Origin of the sequence: Paenibacillus sp. TAB_01, assembly GCF_043945595.1 — a bacterium.
Lineage (GTDB): Bacteria > Bacillota > Bacilli > Paenibacillales > NBRC-103111 > Paenibacillus_S.
The window spans coordinates 239,903-262,835 of sequence record NZ_JBIFNP010000001.1 but is presented as its reverse complement, the minus strand read 5'-3'; the positions used below and the strand labels follow the sequence as shown (position 1 = coordinate 262,835).

Annotated in this window: 16 protein-coding genes and 1 pseudogene; 3 read left to right on the top strand and 14 right to left on the bottom strand. The window is 53.1% G+C overall.

Annotated features, from left to right (window positions below; all coding sequences use genetic code 11):
- Positions 1-25: 25 nt before the first annotated feature.
- Entirely contained in the window at positions 26-1,342 is a 1,317-nt protein-coding gene (locus tag ACHHV8_RS01275) for a deoxyguanosinetriphosphate triphosphohydrolase family protein (protein ID WP_395156071.1), read from the bottom strand.
- A 304-nt stretch (positions 1,343-1,646) separates the two neighbouring features.
- Between ACHHV8_RS01275 and ACHHV8_RS01270 the strand changes: the two genes are divergently transcribed.
- From ACHHV8_RS01270 to ACHHV8_RS01260, 3 genes are all read left to right on the top strand, one after another.
- Complete coding sequence (locus ACHHV8_RS01270) at positions 1,647-2,366, top strand: FadR/GntR family transcriptional regulator (protein WP_395156069.1); 720 nt, start codon at positions 1,647-1,649, stop codon at positions 2,364-2,366.
- Between the two features lie 402 nt (positions 2,367-2,768).
- Positions 2,769-3,632, top strand: a complete 864-nt coding sequence (locus ACHHV8_RS01265) for an MFS transporter (protein WP_395156067.1) — start codon at positions 2,769-2,771, stop codon at positions 3,630-3,632.
- A complete protein-coding gene (locus ACHHV8_RS01260; RefSeq protein WP_395156065.1) occupies positions 3,629-4,015 on the top strand; it encodes an MFS transporter in 387 nt (128 codons plus the stop codon). The genes ACHHV8_RS01265 and ACHHV8_RS01260 overlap by 4 nt, the downstream gene beginning before the upstream one ends.
- Before the next feature lie 640 nt (positions 4,016-4,655).
- Here the strand turns inward: ACHHV8_RS01260 and ACHHV8_RS01255 are convergent.
- The 13 genes and pseudogenes from ACHHV8_RS01255 to ACHHV8_RS01195 form a co-directional block, all read right to left on the bottom strand.
- A complete protein-coding gene (locus ACHHV8_RS01255; RefSeq protein ID WP_395156063.1) occupies positions 4,656-5,714 on the bottom strand; it encodes a Gfo/Idh/MocA family protein in 1,059 nt (352 codons plus the stop codon).
- The gene (locus ACHHV8_RS01250; protein ID WP_395156061.1) at positions 5,711-6,535 is read right to left on the bottom strand and encodes a sugar phosphate isomerase/epimerase family protein; all 825 of its coding nucleotides are present in this window, start codon (positions 6,533-6,535) and stop codon (positions 5,711-5,713) included. The genes ACHHV8_RS01255 and ACHHV8_RS01250 overlap by 4 nt, the downstream gene beginning before the upstream one ends.
- 185 nt (positions 6,536-6,720) lie before the next feature.
- Positions 6,721-8,256, bottom strand: a complete 1,536-nt coding sequence (locus ACHHV8_RS01245; protein ID WP_395156059.1) for an extracellular solute-binding protein — start codon at positions 8,254-8,256, stop codon at positions 6,721-6,723.
- Between the two features lie 33 nt (positions 8,257-8,289).
- Complete coding sequence (locus tag ACHHV8_RS01240) at positions 8,290-9,147, bottom strand: carbohydrate ABC transporter permease (RefSeq protein ID WP_395163391.1); 858 nt, start codon at positions 9,145-9,147, stop codon at positions 8,290-8,292.
- A gap of 34 nt (positions 9,148-9,181) precedes the next feature.
- The gene (locus ACHHV8_RS01235) at positions 9,182-10,144 is read right to left on the bottom strand and encodes an ABC transporter permease (protein WP_395156057.1); all 963 of its coding nucleotides are present in this window, start codon (positions 10,142-10,144) and stop codon (positions 9,182-9,184) included.
- A 184-nt stretch (positions 10,145-10,328) separates the two neighbouring features.
- Positions 10,329-12,653, bottom strand: coding sequence for a helix-turn-helix domain-containing protein (locus tag ACHHV8_RS01230; RefSeq protein ID WP_395156055.1), 2,325 nt, complete (start codon positions 12,651-12,653; stop codon positions 10,329-10,331).
- 936 nt (positions 12,654-13,589) lie between these two features.
- On the bottom strand, positions 13,590-13,925 hold the full coding sequence (locus ACHHV8_RS01225) for a DUF1904 family protein (protein WP_395156053.1): 336 nt from the start codon (positions 13,923-13,925) through the stop codon (positions 13,590-13,592).
- 129 nt (positions 13,926-14,054) lie between these two features.
- A complete protein-coding gene (locus tag ACHHV8_RS01220) occupies positions 14,055-16,337 on the bottom strand; it encodes a glycosyl hydrolase family 95 catalytic domain-containing protein (protein WP_395156051.1) in 2,283 nt (760 codons plus the stop codon).
- Positions 16,338-16,586: 249 nt separating this feature from the next.
- Entirely contained in the window at positions 16,587-18,140 is a 1,554-nt protein-coding gene (locus ACHHV8_RS01215; protein ID WP_395156049.1) for an extracellular solute-binding protein, read from the bottom strand.
- A gap of 212 nt (positions 18,141-18,352) precedes the next feature.
- Positions 18,353-19,794: pseudogene (gene aspA, locus ACHHV8_RS01210) on the bottom strand (aspartate ammonia-lyase).
- A 187-nt stretch (positions 19,795-19,981) separates the two neighbouring features.
- Positions 19,982-20,638 (bottom strand): YheC/YheD family protein, encoded by a 657-nt coding sequence (locus tag ACHHV8_RS01205; RefSeq protein WP_395156047.1) that lies wholly within the window; start codon positions 20,636-20,638, stop codon positions 19,982-19,984.
- 378 nt (positions 20,639-21,016) lie between these two features.
- Positions 21,017-21,472: a hypothetical protein gene (locus ACHHV8_RS01200; protein ID WP_395156045.1), complete on the bottom strand. Its 456-nt coding sequence runs from the start codon at positions 21,470-21,472 to the stop codon at positions 21,017-21,019.
- 475 nt (positions 21,473-21,947) lie between these two features.
- Complete coding sequence (locus tag ACHHV8_RS01195; RefSeq protein WP_395156043.1) at positions 21,948-22,904, bottom strand: D-2-hydroxyacid dehydrogenase; 957 nt, start codon at positions 22,902-22,904, stop codon at positions 21,948-21,950.
- Positions 22,905-22,933 lie beyond the last annotated feature (29 nt).

The following is a 22,933-nucleotide window of genomic DNA, read 5'->3' as shown; positions in this document are numbered from 1 at the left end:
TCTATAGATCAGCTGATCTCACTGCTTAATCCATCTCATAGATGGAGCCGGATTTGCTGGCGAACAGCTCCGCATATACTTTCTCCGCATAGGCGTCGGTCATGCCGGAGATATAGTCCGCCACAAACCGCGGCCAAGGCCACCTGCTCTTATGGAGCTCGTAATTTTCAATCCAATCGGGCGGAATAATCAGTCTGCCCGTATCCGGTTCAATGAAGCTGGCCCACAGCCGCTGGATCATAATTTCGCTGCGCTTTTGCAGGCGCTGCACGCGAAAATCTTTGATCAGCGTCACCCAGGCCAGCTTCTTCAATATTTCCATTGTGCGCAGCAGATTCCAATCCTGCTTGCCGTCACGCACGAAAGTAACGCGCTTCCAGCTTCGCTTCGTATCGTCTATGATGCCTACCTGATGGGCAAAAGCGCTCACCCAGCGCGCTTTGATTTCGCGGCGAGTTCGCGAAGCTTCATTGTTGCACTCCGCATAAATCGTCTCCCACTGCTCGAGAAACGAAGCCAGCACCTGTTTGACCATCCCTTTCATATCAACGCCTTCCCAGTCCTTCGGATCGTAGCTAGGATCGCTCACAATCTCCTGAATCAGGTTCACCAGCAGCCGCTCATCCTCAAAAAACGTGCGGTTCATCTGGATTTTACCCGCGCGGATGCCGTCCTCGATATCGTGCGTGGAGTAGGCAATATCGTCGCACAAATCCATAAGCTGCGCTTCTAAGGTGGAGCAATTCTCCGGCATGTTCCACTTGCGCCTCAGCTCGGCGATATCCTCCCATTCCTTGCCGTACACGCCTTTGATACGGCCCGGATGGTCGAGGCAGTACGGGTACTTGTTAATGCCGAGCAGCACGGCGGCGGTCAGATCCAGCCCGCTTCCGCTGCCCGCCCGTTTCTCCAGAAACATGAGAATCCGGAAGTTTTGCGCGTTGCCCTCATAAGCCATGCCGAAATCCGCCCGCAGCAGATGATCAAGCACCTCCTCGCCCTTGTGGCCGAACGGCGGATGGCCGAGATCGTGCGCCAACGACGCCGCCTCAACCACCTCCGGGTTGATCACGAGCCCCGGATGCTCCTTCAGCGCCAGAAACGGATACGCCTTGTTCATCCGGCGGGCAACTTCCCTCGCAATCTGGGAAACCTCCAGCGAATGCGTCAGCCGGGTACGGTAATAATCGCCGGAGCCCGCGCCGAACACCTGGGATTTCCCCTGCAGCCGGCGAAATGCCGGAGACTGGATCAGCCTTGCATAGTCCTTCTCGTATTCGTCCCGTTCCTCGCTTGATTTGGTATGGGTTGTATCATTTATGCGCAGCTTCCGCAAATCCATCCTTATCGCCTCTTCTCTTCGGCCTATAGCAGCGGCCTGTTAATTCATTCTATCATGTCACGTCAGAATAGGTGACAAGCTTCTAAAAAAACGACGTCCCTCGGGAGCGCCGTCTACGATTGTAAATGATTTTACCATTGCAGCAGTCCTTTTTGCAAAAAGGATTTCCATTTTCATAGAGAAACCGGCTTACTCTTCATTTGCCTCCGTGAATACGTTCGAAATCTACTCTGCGGCACAAAAAAATCATTGATTGTTTTTCCATTCTGGATATAATAAAGTTCATTAGACAGGAGATGATCTGATGAATTCCAGAATATCGTTTCAGACGGTCAATCGCCACCAGCTGGTCGATGAGATTGTTCATCAACTCCAGGCGAAGATTACGCTGGGCGATCTGACGCCCGGGGATAAAATTCCGACCGAGCCTGAGCTGATGGAGCAGTTCGGCGTCGGCCGTTCCACCATCCGCGAAGCGGTTCGGGTCCTCGTCTCCGCCGGGCTGCTCGAGAAGAAGCAGGGCTTCGGCACCTACTTGAAGGCGATAACCGCCATTCAGGAGCCGTTAGATCAGCGGCTGCGCCGGGCCGAGATCCTTGAGGTTTATGAGGTGCGGCGGATGCTGGAGCTCGAGATGGCCAAGCTCGCGTCGGAGCGGCGGGACGAGGAAGATCTGCGGCTGATGCGCCAGCTGCTCGATCAGCGCCTAAAGGCGTTGGAAGAGGGCAACATGGAAGCCTATCTGAACGCCGATGTGCAGTTCCACTTGGCTATCGCTGCCGCCAGCAAGAATGCGGTCGTCATCGATTTGTTCCGCACGTTCACCTCCGTGCTTCGCGATGCGCTCGACAAGCTCGTCAAAACATCGGAGGTTCACAACGCCCATGTCGACATGCATGAGAATTTGTATGAATCGATTAAAAACCGCGATGCCGACGAGGCCGTACGGTGGACGCTGGAGAATCTGGAATCGACGGTCGCCGAGCTGAGAGAAGCTTTGAGACAGTCTGACCAGGCAGACTAAGCCGGTCTCTAGTCTCACCTAGACTCCCGTCTGCCTTACCGCGGCATGCTGGAAGATCGGGCGGCCGGACGGCTAGGTAGATGACTGGATAGCTGAATGAATGGGGTGGCTGAGCTTTGAATGAGCTAGTCCATGATGCTTCGCCTGCGTTCCGCCTTCATCTGTTCGCGATTGTCCGTCTGACAGCGGCCCGTCGGATAGCCTAGGCCGTCCGACAACGGCGTAATTTCCGCTTTTTGAATCTGCGCTTCAGAATAGCCTTGACCGGGGGACGCTTATTTCTAGAGTAAGCGATTCTCGTTGAAGGCATTCCATAAGTGCGGTTTAAAACATCTGATGATATGCTGAATCATTCATTTTTGGCCGCATCAGATCATAAATTCCACATTTGAGGTGATTATTTTGAACCCATCTGCAAGTTCTGCGTCATCACAGACCACCGTTTTCTCCATCTTATTCGCCGTCAGCATCGTTCACCTGCTTAATGACGCCATTCAATCCGTCGTACCGGCCATGTTCCCGATTATGCACCAGTCGCTGAACCTGACGTTCGCGCAAATCGGCTGGATCGCTTTTACGCTGAACATGACCGCTTCCGTCTTGCAGCCCTTGGTCGGCTTGTATACGGATGCCCGGCCGAAGCCTTACATTCTTCCCGTCGGCGTCCTCTTCTCGCTGGTCGGCATTATCGTGCTGGCATATGCCGGCTCCTTCATCCAGGTGCTGGGAGCGGTCGCACTGCTCGGCATCGGCTCTTCCGTGCTTCACCCGGAATCGTCCCGCGTTGCGCATATGGCTGCAGGCTCCCGCAAAGGCTTGGCCCAATCGATTTTCCAGGTCGGAGGTAACGTCGGCCAGGCGCTGGCTCCCGTCCTGACCGCGCTGATCTTTGTACCGCTGGGTCAATTCGGTTTGATCTGGTTCACCCTTGTCGCCGCCGCAGCCGTGGTGGTCCAGCTGTTCGTAGCCCGCTGGTACGGTAGCCGCATCGCCTTCCGCAAAGGCAAAGCTGCCGTCAGAACGGCAGCCGCCAATCCTTTGCCCAAAGGCATCGTAGCTTATTCCATCGGCATTCTGATCATGCTGCTCTTCTCCAAATTCGTGTATGTCGCGAGCATGACGGGCTTTTACGCTTTTTATCTGATTGATCATTTTCATATTTCAACCGAGCGTGCCCAGCTCTTCGTCTTTGCGCTGCTCCTAGCCGGCGTCGTTGGCACGTTCCTCGGGGGCCAATGGCCGACCGCTTCGGAAGACGGAACATGATCTGGTTCTCCATCCTGGGAACCGCTCCGTTCTCGCTGCTGCTGCCTTACGTCAACATGTTCTGGTCCGTCATTCTGTGCATCTGCATCGGCTTCATCCTTTTGTCCGGCTTCTCCGTCATTATCGTATATGCGCAGGAGCTGCTGCCGGGTAAAGTAGGCACCGTTGCCGGCTTGTTCTTCGGTCTGGCCTTCGGCCTCGGAGGCATCGGCTCCGCCGTTCTCGGCACACTGGCGGATGCGACCAGCATCACGTTCGTGATCCGGCTCTGCGCCTTCCTCCCGCTGATCGGTTTGCTGGCCGCCTTCCTGCCATCGGACCGCACGCTGCAGGTCGGGATCGGCCCAGCTTCCGCAGAATCAACAACGGCGGCAGAGGCTTGATGCGGTCGTTCTCCCCGCTACAGCGGAAAAAGTCCTGATAGGCTTCCATCCCCGTTGTGCCGGGTTAGATTTTGGCTTTTTCAGCCATTATTCGACACAACTAGTAGAAGATGACCTTTGGATTGAACATAAACTCACCTCTAGACTATATATCCTTATTTTTTGAATAATGGGGATTAAATTACCACTAATTGAGAAAAAGCAAGCCGATCACAGTGTGGTCGGCTGCTTGTTAATTCCATATTTCGGAAATAAAACTTATTCGCTTCTTTATTGTGGTCTGATACGGCAAGAGTCCAACTTTCAATTTTCACCGTCTTGTGCAAATGACAGAAACTTCGCCAAAAAATATAAAGACCAGCAGACGCCAATGTGTCCGCTGGTCTAAATTTTTGCTCAAGACGCATCAAAAACGGCTGCTATTTGCCATTTTCATATATGACTGGTTGATCTTTGATGACCTTGATGATTAGTCAGCACGTTCTTGCCCCTTCGTTCTTCGGATAATTGGTTGAGCTTTGATTGGCTGCTACAGTAGCATCCCCTTGTACAGGCTCTGATGTTGAATCAAAGCCTCCAAAGCCACCGGGAGGCGGCGATGAAGGCCGATGATGAATAGAATGATCATTCTATGCGTTCATTACGGATTTTGACGATGACATTCTTCCATGACGGCGATTTGCTGGCGCACTTGCTGCGGTGTAACCTCCAGCTCCTTACCGTGCACAAGGGTATTATACAGCATGCCGTAGAAGCTTTGGGCCATCGTATGGAATAGATGCTTGCCCTCGTGCTCGGGAATGTCCCAGCTCTCCTCGACCCAGCGGAGCTCTTCCCGGCAGTATGCAGGCTCGTTGTTTGCATTGACTAACGGCTCGGTGACAAGCTCCAGCTTCGGCGCCTCGTCCGGGTTAAAATATTTCCAGTCGAGATGCGTCGTGCTGCCTTTGATTCCCCCGGACGTCCCCTGTACGTTATATGTAAAGCTGGGATATGCGCAGCAGGACGAAATTTCCACATCGATAACCGGACGCCCCGCTCCGTGCAATATTACTTTCACATAATCCTCCGCGTCCCCTGCGGTGTTCGCGCGATCCATAATGGACGTAATCTTAGGCATGGTCTCGCTGCCATAAAACTGCAGCGCCTGGTCTACCGGATGCGGGCCGGTGTTCAGCAGATTCCCGCCATGATTCGCCTTTAAAGTCTGCCAATCCCATCTTCTCGCAAAGTTGTTGTACGCAATGCTCACCTGAACGACCCGGCCAATCGCTCCGGACTGGATAATTTCCTGAATTTTGCGGTAGGCCGGCGCATAACGCGATTGCTGATACACCGCGAGCAGCTTGCCCGACTGCTTCGCCGTCTCGATCAGCACATCGACCTCGGCTGCGGTCCGGGCAAGCGGCTTTTCGCACAGTACATTGAAGCCGTGCTCCAGAATCTCCTTCGTAATGGAATAATGATAATTGCTCGGAGATGCGTTAACGATCAGATCCAGATCATTTCTTTTGAATAAATCCTGATAGTCGGAGTATACGTCGCAATTCAGCTCCTCCTGTGCTCTATCCAGCCGCTCCTGGAGCCGATCCGCTACAGCGACGATCTCAAAGCGGTCCTTCATTTGACTTAAGGAAAAGGCATGGATGTCTCGGCCACTACGGCCTTGACCGATAATAGCAACTCTGATTTTTGTCATGGGGATACCTCCAGCTTCAAGCTTCTCATATATTGAACATACTGCGGGAAGGCAACCTCCGGATTGTCCAGCTCCGGATGCCATTTCTTCTCCCACTCCAGCGTGAAGTAGCCGGTATACCCTTCCCGGGTCAGCAGCCCGCAAATTTCTTGCAATGGAATATCTCCTTCACCGGTCAAGCAGTAATGGAAATCCTCGCCGCCTCCGGCTCCGGCGCGCGAATCCTTCACATGGGTATATTCAATCCACGGCCCCAGCGCGCTCCAGGTAGCTTCCGGCTGTTCGCCAATCACCCGGTACGGATGATGCACATCCCACAGCACCCCGACGGCTTCCGGGTCCACCTGCTCCAGCACCTTCTTCATATCCTGGCAAGAAATCCAATCGTCGTGCGTCTCGATCAGCAATTTGACGCCATGCTCTTTGACGATCTTCGCCATGTCACCCACATGGGAGACGACCCTACGGATGGCGGTATCCCGGTCGGTATCGCCGATTTTGCCGCCGAATACACGGATATAGCGCGTACCGAACAGGGCGCAGAGCTTGGCATACTCGGAGACCTCACCAAGGTTCTTCGCATAATTTTCTTCAGAGAAGACATGTACTGAGCTGGAGAAGCAGGACACCTCAAGTCCAGCATCCTTCATGCGCTGCAGAGTCTGCTTCGCTTGCCCGGCAAATTCCGGAAGCCTGTAAATATTCATTTCTCCATTTAAGCCTCTAAAGTCAATCGCATCGAAACCGTAAGCGGATGCATTGGCAATGATCTGATCGAGTGTCCAATCAGGACATCCCAATGTGGTGAAGGATAACTTCATTTAAGCTCACTCCTGTACGATAAATTGTATTCAAATCATGCGGTCTTCAGTCTTGAAAAGTCTTCACGATGCAGACGGAGCCTTCCTTTTTCAATCGATGCAGCCTTGCATAAAAGCTAACGGCAGCGCTTCTACGGAATGACTCCGCCTGCTCCAATTTACTTTTAACGGTCATGATTGCCTAATTAACCGTTTTTCTTCTTATAGGAATCGTTCATTTCCTGAATAATTTTATTGAAATTAGCGTCAGCCTTGAGCTGCTCAACCAGCTTGTCATAGCTTTCGCTCGTTTCCTTGCCTACGATGAATTTCACCTTCATATCAATAATCTTCTTTTGATATTCAGGCCAATACTTGATCCAGGCATCCGAATCCACACCAATCGTCGGGTCCAATACGGCATATTTCGTCCGTTCGTCGATGATTTTGGTGTGCTGATCGTAGTAATCCTTCGGAATTCCGGCTTTGTAAGCCTTTTGATATTTGTCGTACTTCAAGAAGATTTGGCCCATCGCCTGCTGGGACACATTATCCTTTTTCGCTTGCTCCGTTGGAAGCTTGAAGCCGTCCTTCTCGGTGTAGTGAACATCCTTGAAGCCGTAGTTCGCCAGATCGGAGCCTTCGTCGGATGCTCCGTAATCCATAAACTCCAAAATCTTCTTCACCTTAGCCTCAGGCACTTTCTTCGGAATCATAAACATACCGAAGGAACCGGGATCGGTTACGGTCGTGCCATTAAGGGAGACAAGCGGTTTCACATAGGCGTCAGGCTTCTGATTTCTCAGCTCAGCCGTCGATTCCCATGCCTGGTTCATCGGTACGGCATCCACGCCTCCTTTGCCGGCCTTCATCATATCCAGAGTCTGCGTCTGCTTCAGTATGCTGAAGTCCTCCGGGATCAGCTTCTCGGCATACAGCTTATGCAGGTAAACCAGCGCATCCTTCTGCGACGGCAGGAAGATGATAGGCGTCAGCTTCCCGTTCTCCAGCTTCCAGTCGCCCACAGTCTTGGTGAAGGCCGATTCAATGACGTTAAATTTGCCCATGCCCGTCGGGTCCGTATAGCCGAGGAAACCGTACGTATCCGCTTTGCCGTTGCCGTCAGGGTCCTGGGTAGCGAAAGCCTTCAAGACCTCGTACAGCTCATCGGTCGTTGTCGGCTCCTTCAAACCGAGCTTATCCAGCCAGTCCTTGCGGATGTTCAAGCCGGTCTGGCCATATACCGGCCGGACGCGCGGAATGCCGTAGTTTTTCCCGTCCCCGAACGCCAGGTTTTTCCACGTTAATTCGGGAAACTTGGCCAGATTCGGATAATTTTTGTACAGATCGGTCAAATCCCAGAAGGCACCTTGCTGCGACATGCTTTTGACCAGAGGATATCTTTGCGGGTAATCCACGAGAATCATATCAGGCATATCGCCCGATGCCAGCGTGACGTTCAGCTTATCCGCATAATTATTCGGAGAAACCCATGTTATTTTCAACTGGGTATTCGTCCTTTTTTCAATCTCCTTGATGATGACATTGTCTTCAGTCGGCGGCTCCTGGGAGAAAAAGGTGGACATGATGCTGATTTGTGTCGGAGCCTCCGTCTTATCGCCCGTGCTGCCGCCGGTTGCAGATGTTCCCGCACCCGAACTGCAGGCTGTAGCTGTAACCAGCAGGGCAGCCGCAGCCAAAGCCGGTATGGTCTTCGAGACGGTTTTATTGCTGAATTTCATCTTTGTGTGACCTCCTCGTCATTTGTTTATATCTCATTCCTTGACAGAGCCAACCATCACGCCTTTGGCAAAATGCTTCTGCAGGAATGGGTATACCAGAATAATAGGAACTGTTGCTACCACAACGGCTGCCATCTTCAAAGTTTCCTTAGGCATCTCTTGCTCGGATGCAATCTGGTTCGCGAGGTCGCCACCGCTGGTTGAGGAGTCGATTAACATATTCTGCAGCAGCACCTGAAGCGGCCATTTGTTGAAATCGTTAATGTACAGAATCGCATTGAAAAATACATTCCAGTAGCTTACCGCATAAAACAGTCCGAAAGCCGCCAGCGAAGGCAGCGATAATGGAAGAATGATCTTCACCCAAATGCCGATGTCATTGCAGCCGTCGATGCTTGCTGCTTCCTCCAAGCCTGCGGGAATGCTGTCATAGAAGCTTTTCATCAAGAAAATATACCAGCCGCTTGTCAAAGCAGGGATAATCAGCGACCAGATGCTATTGATCATGCCCAGGCTTTTGACAACCAGATAAGGCGGAATGATGCCGGGATTAAACAAAATCGAAATTAAAACAAGCATCAGTAAAGTCTTGCGGCCCCGCAGCCTTTTGCGGGATAACGAGTAGGCGAAGCTTGAAGTTACCGCCAGACTTAGCAAGGTGCCTACGATGGCGAGAAATGCGCTGTTGCCTCCCGCTTTAACGAAGGCGCCGGTAGACAGCAGGTATTGATAGTTGATCAAGGTCCACTTGGACGGGAAAATAAACGCGCCCGCTTTCTGAATATATTCCGACGGCGTGGCGAAGGACACGACAACAATATATAGGAAGGGCACGATCGTAATGAGCCCGATAAAAATGAGAATGGCCGTGATCGTGAAATCGAACGTCATCCCCTTAATGCTTTTGGTCACAGGCGCTGCCTCCTTAATAAATACCGTCTTCTCCGAATTTCTTGGCCAGCCAGTTGGTAGACACGACCAGGATCAGACCTACAATCGATTTGAACAGCCCAACGGCGGTTGTGAAGCTGAACTGCCCGTTTTTAACGCCCATTCGGAACACGTAGGTCTCGAAGACGTCGGATACGCTCGATACGGCGCTGCTCGTCATCAAATAAACCTGCTCGAAGCCGACGTCCATCACATGTCCGAGACGAAGAATCAATAAAGTAATGACGACATTCTTGATCGCCGGCAGGGTAACGTACCACATCTGCTGCAGCCGATTCGCTCCGTCCATCTTGGCAGCCTCGTACAGTGCAGGATCGGTGCCCGCAATCGCAGCCAGGAAGATCACGGTTCCCCAGCCGGCCTCCTTCCAGATGGACTGCAGCGTGAGCATGATCCAGAAGTAATCCGGATTCGTCAGGAAGTCCACCTTCTCAAAGCCCATCATCACAATGACATTGTTGACGATGCCTCCCGTACGGGAGAACAGCAGAAAGGTGATGCCTGCGATAATGACCCACGAGAAGAAGTGGGGCAAATAAACCACGCTTTGAATGAAAGACTTGAACTTCACGTTATGCACTTCATTCAGTAATAGGGAAACGATAATAGGTACAGGAAAGAAGAAAACAAGATTCAGCAGGCTGATCATCATGGTGTTACGGAATAAATTCCAAAACTCGCTGCCGGTGAAAAAGCGCTCAAAGTTTTCGAATCCTACCCATTTGCTGGCCAGGAAGCCCTGGTACGGAGAGTAATCCTGGAATGCGATCAGAATTCCGCCCATCGGGATGTACTTGAAGATTAGAAAATAAAGAATTCCCGGCAAAGCAAGAATGTACAGATACTTATCCCTGAGCATATCTCTCATAGCCGATTGAAACGAGCTCTTGCCTTTTACCTCTTGGGTTTCCCTTGCTTCCACAAACGCCTTTTGCATTCCTTACCACCTTTCCGTTTGTTGTGATCGGTTCATGCTTCTGAATGTACCCGACGGCGCCATTTCCTACAATTCGAAATTTTCCCGGTTTCATTTACCAGCATATTACTTTTTCGCAGCCCTTGATATGACGGGCTTTTTCGGCGTTTCCGCACGTCGGAACGGACTCGTCCGGCCTGCTTATTTACTTCCGTATTCCAGAATCGCGGTATTCTCCGGGAGTCATGCCCTCGAACTTTTTGAAGATTTTATTGAAGTACGACGGCTGGTAGCCTACCCGGATGGCGATTTCGGTTACCTTGAGGTCGGTGTCCCGCAGCAGCTGCTTGGATTTATCCAGACGAACCTCCGTCACGTAGTCGATAAAGTTCTGATGGGTCACCTGCAAAAACACGGCGCTTAGCCGTTTTGGCAGCATGCCGATTTTATCACTCAAATATTCGAGAGAAATATCCTTCATATATTCCTGGTCAATGATGTCCTTGACCTTGTTGATCGTCTGCTTCATCTCGATGCCCTGCTTTTCGGAGAGCGTTTTCATAAAGGGCCGGATCACCTTGGTCATAAACCATTTGTTGATCTCGTCGATTTCCTTCAGGTTGAACAGCTGCTCATATAAATTAATGCCCTGGGTCACGGAGGCATGCGTGACACCAAGCTGCATCATCGCCCGATTAACGCTTCCAAGCAACTGCGCCATATGCTGCTGGATCATGAAGGCTTTGCCCGCATCCTGCTTTAACACTTGAAGAAATTCGGTCCACTTCTCGACCGCTTCCTCCTCGGCCCGCATCTGCAGCGCAAGAATGAACTCCTTCTCGATGTGAAACGGATAATCCGGATGCTCCGATACATTGGGAATGAAGTCCTCTGCACTGAGAATTTGGCCATGATCGCCGACCGTTCTGAAATGCAAGCACTGTTTCACCTCTTCCAGAGCTTCAGGCAATGCCTTCAGCTGATGGTTCAGCCTGCTCACGCCGACAGCTACATGAACGCCGAGCAGCTTCGTAATGACGGCAATGACCTCATTGGCGAACCGGAATATTTCGCTTTTGATCTGTTCGTGGGGCATATCCTGCTCGAAGGTCACCATGAGCGAGACCGATAAGTTGTGCAGATTGATCGTTTCCATGCTTCCCTTGTCCATGGACAGCTCCTCAATAATATTGGCAGCTGCGAAGGTGACCAGCTGCTCGTCTCCCTCGACGAACCGTTTGCTCGATTCCGAGAAGGAGGACAGCTGGATCAGCATCAGCAGGAAGGTCTTACCGCCTGTCTGCAAGCCGTGCTCCTCCAGCCGTTCTCTCAGCTCCAGCTCCGAGAAAAAGTACAGCTGCCCTTGAATCAGCTGAAGCAGGAAGCCCTTCTTCATGCTGTAGCGGTTCTCTTCGAGCAGGGCTTGGAACACCTGGCTTTCCCGTGTAATATTCAGCCATTTGTCCTCGATGAACTTGATTTCATCGGAACGGTCCTCTTCCGGCGACTTGCTGCCCATCGCCCCCCCGAACATATGCACGAGCCGCTTGATAGGACTGTACATGCGCTGTGAAGCGATCCATGACAGCATGGCTGCAACCAGCAGCCCAAGCAGACTGACGGCAAGCATCAGCTTCGAGGTTAGCGTAATCGGCTCCATCAGCTGGGACAAAGGAGTCGCGATGACCGACAGCCAGCCGGCCCGCGAGAAGGTCGCCACGCTGACCGAATAGTCGGCTCCTTCCCACCTTACATTGAAGGATTCATGCTTCCCCTCGTCCTTCAGCACTTTGTTCCTGATGTATTCCTTCAGGGGCTGCTTGGCATCGTCTCCCGCTTGGCCTGCGGTGATCCACTCGCCGCCGGGCTTCATAATAAAGGACACACCGTTCTCGTACGGGTTCAACTGCGTAATTTCCTTATCGATGACCGCTTTATCCAGATAGACCATGAGCGCTCCGTAAGGCCTGGTTGAAGCGAACGGAAGCTTGTGCACCAGAACGAGCGGAAACAGCGAGCCGCTTCTGTAGTAGCTCTCCGAGTCGTCCCAATACATCAGCTCTCCCGAGGTCAGGACCGTATCGTAGGCCGCTTGATTGGGCTCATCCCTAAGCCGGATCGCGCCCCGATCGTTGGAAACCAGCAGGCGCTGATTCTGCAAATACAGATCGATCCGCGAAATCATCGGATGCGAGCTTTGGACGACGGCCATCTGCCTGTAAATGTCCTGCATCAGGACAAATTCATCGACAAAATTCGTGTTTCTCACCTTTTCATCGAAGATGGGATTGGCTGCGCTCTTATCAACCAGTGATTCCAGCTGCGAGAACTGTTCATCCAGCCTTTGGAACACCTGCCCGAGCTGGTACTGATTTTTTTGATAAACCTCCTTCTCTACCTGATTGATGCCGATGAAATACGTGCTGATGCCGATAATCGCCGTTGGCAGACTGGTAATAATCAAGGCGAAGATCAGGCTCTTTCGAAAATAGTTCCCTCTAAACGCGTTTGTAGCATGTTTGAGCTTCATGATGGATGATCCCATATTCACAGCATCCCCCTTGGAATATATTGGATTTTCAAATGCCTCCTCAAGCCCCTCTGTACTGACCATGACAGTATCATGTATGCGCTGTCATAATCGATTCTGCTGATGCGTATGCTCTCCTTTCCTAATCGTCTTCTCTACCTGTATTATAGCTTTTCCTTTCAGATCCGGTTCACGTATAATTGCTTGATCTCACTCAGGCCCCGCAGGATAAGAAAACGCAGACAGGAGAGAACATAAAATCCTCTCGTGTGCCGATTCGTCTGTTTAAATTCATGACGGAATTCGCCAACCGAGCTCATTTGCAAAGTTCGCAGCAGCCAACTCAAGAGCTTAACGATTAGGTGAACTGGGTTAATAATCATCCAATTTACGGGACTCCAGGGTACCCGCGATTGACCCATTTACATGGGCGAACCCCTTCGCTTTGGAAGCCTTAAATTCTGAGCCTCAAGAAAGAGATATACCATAATTTTACATATTTATTTTATGGCTCCCGGCTGCTTCCCCAACCACATCACAGGTCCGGTTGCCGACTTTAGCGAGTTTCACACCAGAGGATTGCAGCTCCCCAAGGCATGCTGGAGTATCAGGGCAAGAGTGCCATTATTCACTCTTGGCGGGAATTGCGCCGTTTAGTTGGATGTACAGTCGGGTTCCTTGTTGGAGCCCCCAGTTTTATTGCCCATTTCTAAGGGATTGTCTATGTCTAGGAACAAAGCGCATTTAATCATCTCTGTTATCTTCCCTGTTTTTGGCAACAAAAAGGGGATGCCGGAGCATCCCTTTTTTACCCAATCCAATATTGCGATATGACAGGAAATCTTGAAGTGTAAATTTATCCTTAGGTTCCTCTAAAAAAATAGCAGCTTTGCAAACCTACGTTCCCCGCATGATAAACATGCACGAGCGCAGCACCTACAGCAGATCGCACCGTGTCCCGTTAATATAGTAGCCGTCCTCACTGTACACCTTGAAGGCCACTTCCACTTCCTCCACGCCCAACGCGCGGATATGCTGGGTCAGCGCCTGTGCAAAACGGTCCCGCGTTTCCGTTCCCCGTTCGAACCAGGCGACTTCGATGAACGGATACGTATCCGCCTTCTCTCCGCCAAACACCGATTGTACCTGCAGACAGTCCAGCGTAAAATTATCCGTCCCGCATTCACAGATCCGCGCCAGTTCCTCCACCAGGGACAAGCTGATCTTGCTCAGCTGATCCGCTGAAATTCCTCTTACCGTAAGCTGCGGCATGCCTAAGTACTCCTTTGTCATCTAAAATATTAATCCTCTTTAGTATAACAGGAGAAAGCCCATCATAAACAGCATGTCCATGTACAATGGACACTTCCCGGCACGCCGGTCAGCCAATCGTTCAAACTATTAACCATTCATGCCAAAAGGAATCCCATACAGCCTCCACGGCTTGTTCGCTCCAAAATAATTGCACAAATGCCGCTGTGCCGCCACAGGTCCCATGGTAAAAGGCCCTCCTACTTCTTCGTTCTCCAGCCGGACGTTACCGCTTCCACCGCTTAAATCGCTTAAATAGAGAATAACTTCCTCCCCCTGCTTCAGCCCCAGCTCGTATAGGCCTCCGCCCAAACCGCTTACCGTAACAGGAGCCTCCGATGCTGCGCACACCTGCTCCCCATCGCCCAGGCTCCAGTCCGTCTGCAGCCGGCACGGCTCTCCCGCCAAGCTTTTCACGCGGATGTATGAGGTTCGTCCTCCGCTGCGAACCGCGCTGATAAGAAAAGCACCCTCGGCGCGCAGATCATGGAACGCGACGTCCTTCCACTCTTGGGGCAGCGCGGGGAATACGCGGATCTTGTCTCCCCAGCTCTGCAGCAGCAGATCCTGGATCGCCTCGGCGCAGGCCAGCGGCGATTCCATGACGGGCCCCGCCTCCCGGTACATCGTGTTCGGCTTGATCAAGTGCAGGAAGCTGCGGATATACTGCAGCGCTTCATCGCCAAGACCGATTGCTGCGGCGATGGAAGCTGCCCCCGTGAACGTGAACCCCCGCATGTCGCCCTCCATGCCTGTCCAGTACCGCAGCGATTTGTGAATAAGCTCCCGCTCCTCCGCCTGCTCGCCGGTCAATACATGCAGCGGAAATACCGCCAGCAAATGGCTGAAATGCCGGTGGCCGAACTCAATCGCTGCGTCTTTACCCAGCAGCAGCCCGTTCTCATCCTCCGGATACGGAACGAGCCGCTCCAGTACCTCTCTCCACTTTTCACTAAGGGGATCGTTTAAGCCCAGCCGGTTATCGATGCGAAGCATCGTCTTGCAGCCCCAGCGCAGCAGCGCAAGATCGTAATGACAATCTGCGACCGTCATCCGTTTGAACGAGCCGTATTCCGGCGATACGGTCGGAGGCAGGTGCAGCCTGCCATCCTCGCCTTCCTCCAGCAGGTGCACATGGTACTGCACCGCCCGGCGAAGCAGCGGCCGCAGCCCTTCCCGCAGCATCGTCTCATCCATTGCATGGCGGTAATGCCGCCAATAATTATGGCAGATCCAGAGCAGATTCCCTGTCTCGTCCTCTACCCGGCTCTGCAAATCGTAGCTGCAGCTGCGCCCAAGCCCGGCAGAATCCTCGCGGTAAGCCTCAGGCACATTGGCGATCAGATTATGTCGGTTCGCATCCAGCGCGCGGATTAACGACTCCCCAAGCTCCAGCCGGTTCGACGTATATACAGGAGAGTAGCTCATCTGCACGTTCATATTAAACCAGACCCCAGGCCACGGCGTCGGAGCCATCCACGGCCCTTGATTATCTATAATCTGATGCTCCTTACGGGTGGCGGACGCCAGCTTGTACATCTGAATCCAATAAAAGCCCTCCAGCCGCGTGTCCGGCAGCGATACGAAGCTTTGCGGATAATAAGCGTGCCACCAGCTCCGGTGCGACTGCAGCAGCGCTTCCGGTCCCTCGTTTACGGCTGCTTCAATCAACTGCACAGCCGCGGCCGCCGCTGGGGCATCCGCTCCTTGCTGTACCGTCAAGTAACAAAAGCGGCGGTTACCGCCCAGGGCTCCCTCCTGCCAAGCCGTCGTGCAGCCGTCTCCCAGATCGTACCGCTGTACGCCGACCTGGACCTCTCCCGCCGCGGAGCGCGTGACCTTAATCTGGGGAATATATTGATTCAGATTGATGCCGTCGGCATTTTTCAGCACCGGATCGACCTCCGGCTCGGCATACCAGCGTAGCTGCGCCCCAAGTTCTCCTTCATCCGGCTCCAGTTCAATCACAAGCACCGGCTTCTCGCTATGGATAAAAGCGCGAAGCCGGATTTCCCCTTTTGTCGTTACGATATGGGCCCGAATCTCCGCATTCCATAGATCGATCCGAATCGTGGTCGGCTGGTAAATCCAGCCTTCACATTCCAGATCGATCTCTCCGATCGGCACGCGCGGACTATATCCGCCCGTAGGACGCTTGGCCGTAATATCCGTCCGTCCCAGCACCAAACGCAGCACATTACGCTTCAGCCGATGCTCCTCGCCGTACATCATCGCGCCCATCAGGCCGTTGCCGATCAGCGCGCCTTCATCCCAGGTTAACGGACGCGTCGTCCAGGTCATATCATGGCGAGCCAGAAACTCGCTCCAATTCAAGTTCAGCTCCAGGCCGTTGCCGCCCGTTTTCTTCTCCATTTGCATGCTGCCTCCTCTATCTAGCCTTTTCAAGCATCATTGCTAATTATAGAAAAGAGGGGATGGCCTGCCCATGCACAATGCTCATGATTCCTTGCATAAAACTCATACGGTTTGATTTTGAGGGAGGGGAGCTAGGAGAGGGATTAAATTTAGAAAATTGGCAGTACAAAAAAGAGATCCGCCAACGGGGCGCAGATCTCTGTATTTTGATGAAAATTTGCAGTGGAAGATAAAGAAAAAACAAACCTACTGATTACTAAACAGCGAAACTCCGTCCTTATTGTTGTACCGCTCCGTCGCTTCTTTAATAATTTCGTTCCCGCCCTTGGCCTTGTACTCCTCGATGACCTTGGGCCAATCGGAGATCGGCTCCTTGCCGTAAATCATTTTGACCATATGATCGACGATCAATTTCGGTCCGGTATCGCCGAGCGGCGTCAGATCCGGGTATTTCGAGAACGCCTTCAAATCGGGATTAAAGCCGATGCCCGGCAGTCCCTCTTTGGACAGGACATTGTCGAACGCAGCCAGAACGTCTTGGCCGTCCTTGCTCAAGTCGAGCTGAAGCTTGTTATAGGTAGCATCGTTCGCCAGCCTCAGCGTCGTGCGGAACGATTCCTCCTGCGTTTCCTCTTTATTCGTCGGGAACTTGTAGTTGATTTTGCCGTTCTCGACCGTGTAGTTCTCTCCTTCCACCCCAAAGCTGAAAAACTTGGCCGCTTCATCGGTTGTCATCCACTCGATAAATTTCATGATGCCGATGGCTTTCTCCTGATCGACCTTCTTATTGATATAATAAGCGCTTACCATGGGGGAATAAAGGAAGTAGCCGCCCTTCCCTTCCGGACCCTTCGGTGAAGGAATGACATCGACCTTCGCTTCAGGCACAACGGCCTTAATCGAGGTGCGGAAATCTTTCAAGCCCGTTCCGACGTTGGCAGACCAAATGCCGGCTTTGCCCGCGCTTATGTTTTTACTGTAATCGGTAGAAGAAATCGTGGCAAAATCTTTCGGAATCAAGCCCTCGTCATACATCGTTTTGTACGCTTGGAGCGCTTTCTGCGTGTTCTCCACATCGAAAAATTTCGGTACGATCTGGTCGCCCTGCTTCTCGAACTGGTCTTTATACGGAAGCACGTCGTAGGCGCCCAGAATGACGTCGGCATATTTGAAGTTTTCGCGCATTTGGTACGGATACTCGACGCCGAGCTTTTTAAAGGCGCGCATGACATTCAAGAAATCGTCGACGGTTTTCGGCGCAGGCAGTCCGGCCTTCTCCAGCAGATCGGTGCGGATATAGGTGCCGCGGCGGGACGGGTTCGTTAAGTAGCTGGGAATGGCGTAAATTTGCCCATTGTAGCTCACCGCCTCCCATGCCGCCTTCGGTACGCTTTTATAGACCGTAGGCGCATACTGCTTCAGCAGGTCGTCCAGCGGCATGAAGACGCCGGCTTCCACAGAGCCCGACATGTCTTTGCCTGTCGGCAAGTCCACGCTGCCCAGCACGTCAGGAATATCGTTGCCCGCGAATAACACGCTCATCTTCTCCCGCTGGATCAGCCGCACGTCCAGCTCAGTATGGGTCAGCTTGTTGAGCCGCTGAATCCACTTGTCTTTGTTCAAATCGGGGGAGCGCTGTGCATAGCCATCCCCTGTCGTGACAGGATAGGCGATGGAAAATTTCAACGGGCCTTGTCCTTCTGCCGCATTTTGGGATGAATCGGCACTGCCGCTCGAACAGCCCGCCAAGGAGCCGGCCGCCAATGCTGCAGCTAATACGAGACTTACTTTCTTGTTCATAGTTCTCCTTCTCACTTTCCGGATGCATGAATGTAAGTATAATAGGGTAAAGCTTGATGCTCTTGGACTATCATAACTTACACGCGTTGGGAACATATACCGATAAAATTACGGGGGCTTGTGTTTTTTTATGATACAAAAAAAGCCCGGCCACGCCGCCCTTCTCAGGGCAGCGAACCGGACGGATTGCGAGAACAGCTTCCCGCTTCGCGTTATTGATTTTCTTCCGGATCGCCCCGGTGCAGCAGCGTGGCTCCCGCGATTCCCGGATTCGTCATCTCGTACGGATCGAGAATAAAGTTCAGCTCTTCCTCCGAGAGGACATCGTACATCAGGCACAGCTCGCGGACGGAGCGTCCGGTCTCGATCGCCTCGCGGGCGATGCGCGCCACCACCTCGTAGCCCAAATGCGGATTGAGTGCGGTAATGACGCCGACGCTCTTATCCACATACTCCTTGCAGCGGGCTTCGTTGGCTTGAATGCCGTCCAGGCAGTGCTGCTTGAACACCTTGAACACCTGATTCATCATGCTGAGCGATTGCAGCAGGTTGAATACAAGCACCGGCTCCATCACGTTCAGCTCCAGCTGTCCCGCCTCGGACGCCAGGCAGATCGTATGATCGTTGCCGATAACCTGGAACGCTACCTGATTCACGACCTCGCACATGACCGGATTCACCTTGCCCGGCATGATCGAGGAACCCGGCTGACGCGCCGGCAGGCGGATTTCTCCCAGTCCCGCCCGGGGCCGGAGGCCATCAGGCGCAGGTCGTTGGCTACCTTGGACATGTTCATCATGCATACCTTCAAAGCGGCGGACACTTCGGTATACGCATCCGTATTTTGCGTAGCATCGACCAGATGCTCCGCATTCAACAGCGGCAGGCCGCTGATTTCCGCCAGCAGCTGGACCACGCGCGTAATGTACTGCGGGTCGGCATTAAGGCCGGTGCCTACGGCTGTTGCCCCCATGTTGACCTCGTACAGATGCTGGCGCGTCTGCTCAATCCGCTTAATGTCGCGCTTCAGCACGCGGCTGTATGCCTCGAATTCCTGGCCGAGCCGGATCGGCACGCCGTCCTGCAGGTGGGTGCGGCCCATTTTGATCACGCCGTCGAACTCCGTCGCTTTCGTATGAAAGCTTTGATGCAGCTCTCCCATCGTCGCCAATAGCTGCTCCATCAGCTTCAGAGTCGCGATATGAATCGCCGTCGGAAACGCATCGTTCGTCGACTGCGCCATGTTGACGTGAGAGTTCGGGCTGAGCTTGAAGTAATTGCCCTTCTCTCCCCCCATCAGCTCGATCGCCCGGTTCGCAATGACCTCGTTCGTATTCATATTGATCGAGGTGCCGGCGCCGCCTTGGATCGGATCTACGATGAATTGATCGTGCCATTGGCCCCCGATAATTTCTTCGGCGGCTTGTACGATATATTTGCCCAGATGCGACGGCAGCTGGCCTACCTCCATATTCGCCAGCGCCGCGGCTTTCTTCACTTGAGCCATCGCGATAATCAGTTCTTTATGAATGCGGTACCCGGTAATAGGAAAATTCTCGACAGCCCGCAGCGTTTGTACTCCGTAATAAGCATCCACGGGTACTTCCTTCGTTCCCAGAAAATCTTTCTCAATCCTTACCTGTTCGGTTGTCATTCACACATCACTCCGTTCGCGTGTTGTTCGTGCCCCAGACTTTCCTTCCAGCAAAAGAAGCGCCCGCCATCGGAATGGGGAAGCGCTTGTCATGATTGTTACTATTTACATTGTTATGAAAAATATGCGTCATGTCAACTTGCGCGGACTTGTACGGAATTTCCGTCTTGAGCTCTATCCGGCCGGACTATTTCGGCTGTGTGTTTACTTCCAGAATCCACAGCTTCCCGCTGCTGTCGATGCCATAATCGAAGCCGAGCTGTCCGATCCCGGGGAAGGCGCGGACGAGCATGCCTGCGCAGTGATGCGTCAGCGCGCGCATTTCGCCCTTCACCTTGGCCGGCGGCCTGCCCAGCGAGCGTCGGATCGCGTCATTGGACTTGAGCAGCGTCCCGCCTTTGCATAGATTGGTGACGAACAACCCCGGACGGGCCAATCTGCCTACAATGCCGGTAATGACCCATTTGCGTCCCTTATTGACGATTTTCACCCGGTAGTCGACGGGTCTGCCCTGAATCCGGGCCAGACGGATCGCCCGCTGTAACAGGTAAGAGCGCCCGCGCCGAATCCGGTTGACTGCCGTCAGCAGCATTCCGAAGGTGGCCGCCCGGCGCACGCTTCCCCGATAATGATAGGCATATCCGGTATCCTGCCTGTAAATTAGAATAAGACCGCTGCCCCCGGTGCCTGTCGTCGGCTTGGCTACGACCTTGCCGTAACGGGCCAGCATCCGGGAAAGCTGCGGTGCGGAGAACCTTCTGGTTTCGGGAATGATGGCGGCGACACTTCGGTGCTTCATCAGCACGGCGGTCTTTTCCCACTTGTCAGCTACGCTTCTGTGCATCCCTAATCCCTCCTTCTGTATACTACAGCGTATTCAGAAGGGCCGGACGACTCCTGTATGTCTGTCCCTGCCTAGGCCAATCCGGCCTGATTGGGCTTTTACTGCATGCTCGAAGCATGTGGAGAGACGACGACTCAACGGTCTGATCGGCTCCAGGCCGATGCGTTTAGCCTCTCCCCTCTGACTTTCTCCTCCAAATATAGAGTGAATGCTTCCCGAGCTCTTCGGTAGAGATGCTTACACCATTACGCAAAAAGAGAACCAGCCCGCGTTCATGCTTGAACGCGGGCTGGTTCTCTTTTTGTAAAAGCCGCTTCATTACCGCCCTCAGGTAACAGGCACTAATGAAGCCGGTTGTTCTTACAGAAAGTCTGTTTATTAGCCGGTGTAAACAGAAGCGTGGAAGCTCTCTGGACCGGATCTCAACAAACGATTCGAGCTTGCTTCCGCAAAAAGCGTATAAGTCAGTTGTCCGGATGCAGGTGCTGGAATGTCAAAATCTGCTGCCGAAATAGGAACAAGTTTGTTCAATCTTTCATCTGGACCAAAGAAAACAAGAGAAGAATAGACGACGAGATCCGTCAGCTCCGTTCCTCTTACAAGCGTCACCGTAAAGAAAGTACCCTCATGCTTGTGCTTGTGGTGATGTTTACGCACTACTTCAACGCCTATAATTCCGTCAAACTGAGCCCGGATCACTCCAGGAGTCGTTGGAGGAACTATAAGACCAACTTGAGCAACTAATACGGGAGTATTGGCTGGAAATGGGTCCGCATCAGGAATCGTCGTACTGATATTTTGGGAAGTACGCTGATCAAGCAGTATTGTCGCCATAAGTTTCACCCCCTTTTTTCGACCTGCCATATCCTATGACAGAGGGAAGTGAAACGTTTGGACCTCGCAAAAATCTTATTATTTTTAGAAAAAATGTCCCTGTCTCCCTTATCTTATTCCGGGACGAATGGCTGACCCGCCCAGGGCGGGTCAGTCTTTTTGACTCAAGAGATCGTGACGGTTGCCCGGCAAGCTGAGAGGGCTCCGACTTTTCCCGCAGGGGCAGCACTCCTGCCCTGCCGGTTGTCATGGCAGCCGAATGGAATGCGCTGGCTTTGGCCGTTCGAAGGCTCCTGCACCACGCCCAGATCAAAAGAAGCGGATCGCCGAGGGACAAAGGCGAACGCTTTCGCTTCTACAGAACGATTCCGTACAAAGAGCAGCAGAATATCTCGGCGGTGAATAGTGACGCCATATCGGGCTGGCTAGCAAGGCTATCCGCCAATAGGCCTGCACGCCCTTGCGCGAGCCGTCGTCATCTGACCATGTTGACGGGCACGCCTTGCAGGTAGCTGTGCACATTATCGACGGCCACCTGCAGCAGCCGCGATCTCGCTTCCTTCGTCGCCCAGGCAATATGCGGCGTAATGATACAGTTGCGCGCCTGCAGCAGCGGGTTATCGCTTGTCGGCGGCTCAACGCTCAGAACATCCAGGCCCGCTCCGGCGATGCGGCCTTCGTTCAGCGCCGCGGCCAGATCCGCTTCGGCGATCAGTCCGCCTCGCGAAGTATTAATCAAGAAAGCCGACGGCTTCATCAAGGCAAGCCGCTCGGTATTGATCATGCGCTCCGTCGCCGGCGTTAACGGACAGTGCAGGCTGATCACATCCGACTCGGCAAGCAGCCGCTCCAGCTCGGTCCATTCCACGCCCTCCGCAGGAGGCGGAGCGGTTCTGCCGCTGCCAACCGCCAGAATGCGCATCCCGAAGGCGCGGGCGATGACGGAGGCCTGATAGCCGATTTTGCCAAGTCCGACAAAACCCATCGTTTTACCTGACAGCTCGACCAGCGGTGATTTCGTAAAACAAAAATCGAGGCTCCGCGTCCATTCTCCCTCGCGCACCGCATCGCTATGAAGCTGGACGCGGCTGCACAGCTCCAGCAGCAGGGAGAACACCATCTGTGCAACGGATTGCGAGCCGTAGGCGGGCACGTTCGTCACAACGATGCCCCGCTCGGCTGCAAACGCCGTATCGACAATGTTGTACCCGGTGGCCAGGACACCGATATATTTGGCATTCGGCAGCTGCTTCAGCGTGTCTGCCGATAGTGGAGTTTTATTCGTCAGGATCAGCTCGGCCTGCAAGGCCCGGTCTATAATCTCCTCCGGCGCGGTACGGTCATAGACCGTTACCTCGCCCAGCGCCTCCAGCCCGCTCCAGCTCAAATCTCCGGGGTTTAAGGTATATCCGTCCAAAACGACAATGCGCATGTCCAACTTCTCCTCTCCATCTTCCCATG

Bases quoted from the DNA above. Each gene is read 5' to 3' on its own strand.
- ACHHV8_RS01275 (WP_395156071.1), bottom strand. From the start codon at position 1,342: ATGGATTTGCGGAAGCTGCGCATAAATGATACAACCCATACCAAATCA.
- ACHHV8_RS01270 (WP_395156069.1), top strand. From the start codon at position 1,647: ATGAATTCCAGAATATCGTTTCAGACGGTCAATCGCCACCAGCTGGTC.
- ACHHV8_RS01260 (WP_395156065.1), top strand. From the start codon at position 3,629: ATGATCTGGTTCTCCATCCTGGGAACCGCTCCGTTCTCGCTGCTGCTG.
- ACHHV8_RS01255 (WP_395156063.1), bottom strand. From the start codon at position 5,714: ATGACAAAAATCAGAGTTGCTATTATCGGTCAAGGCCGTAGTGGCCGA.
- ACHHV8_RS01250 (WP_395156061.1), bottom strand. From the start codon at position 6,535: ATGAAGTTATCCTTCACCACATTGGGATGTCCTGATTGGACACTCGAT.
- ACHHV8_RS01245 (WP_395156059.1), bottom strand. From the start codon at position 8,256: ATGAAATTCAGCAATAAAACCGTCTCGAAGACCATACCGGCTTTGGCT.
- ACHHV8_RS01240 (WP_395163391.1), bottom strand. From the start codon at position 9,147: ATGACGTTCGATTTCACGATCACGGCCATTCTCATTTTTATCGGGCTC.
- ACHHV8_RS01235 (WP_395156057.1), bottom strand. From the start codon at position 10,144: ATGCAAAAGGCGTTTGTGGAAGCAAGGGAAACCCAAGAGGTAAAAGGC.
- ACHHV8_RS01230 (WP_395156055.1), bottom strand. From the start codon at position 12,653: ATGAAGCTCAAACATGCTACAAACGCGTTTAGAGGGAACTATTTTCGA.
- ACHHV8_RS01225 (WP_395156053.1), bottom strand. From the start codon at position 13,925: ATGCCGCAGCTTACGGTAAGAGGAATTTCAGCGGATCAGCTGAGCAAG.
- ACHHV8_RS01220 (WP_395156051.1), bottom strand. From the start codon at position 16,337: ATGGAGAAGAAAACGGGCGGCAACGGCCTGGAGCTGAACTTGAATTGG.
- ACHHV8_RS01215 (WP_395156049.1), bottom strand. From the start codon at position 18,140: ATGAACAAGAAAGTAAGTCTCGTATTAGCTGCAGCATTGGCGGCCGGC.
- ACHHV8_RS01205 (WP_395156047.1), bottom strand. From the start codon at position 20,638: ATGCACAGAAGCGTAGCTGACAAGTGGGAAAAGACCGCCGTGCTGATG.
- ACHHV8_RS01200 (WP_395156045.1), bottom strand. From the start codon at position 21,472: ATGGCGACAATACTGCTTGATCAGCGTACTTCCCAAAATATCAGTACG.
- ACHHV8_RS01195 (WP_395156043.1), bottom strand. From the start codon at position 22,904: ATGCGCATTGTCGTTTTGGACGGATATACCTTAAACCCCGGAGATTTG.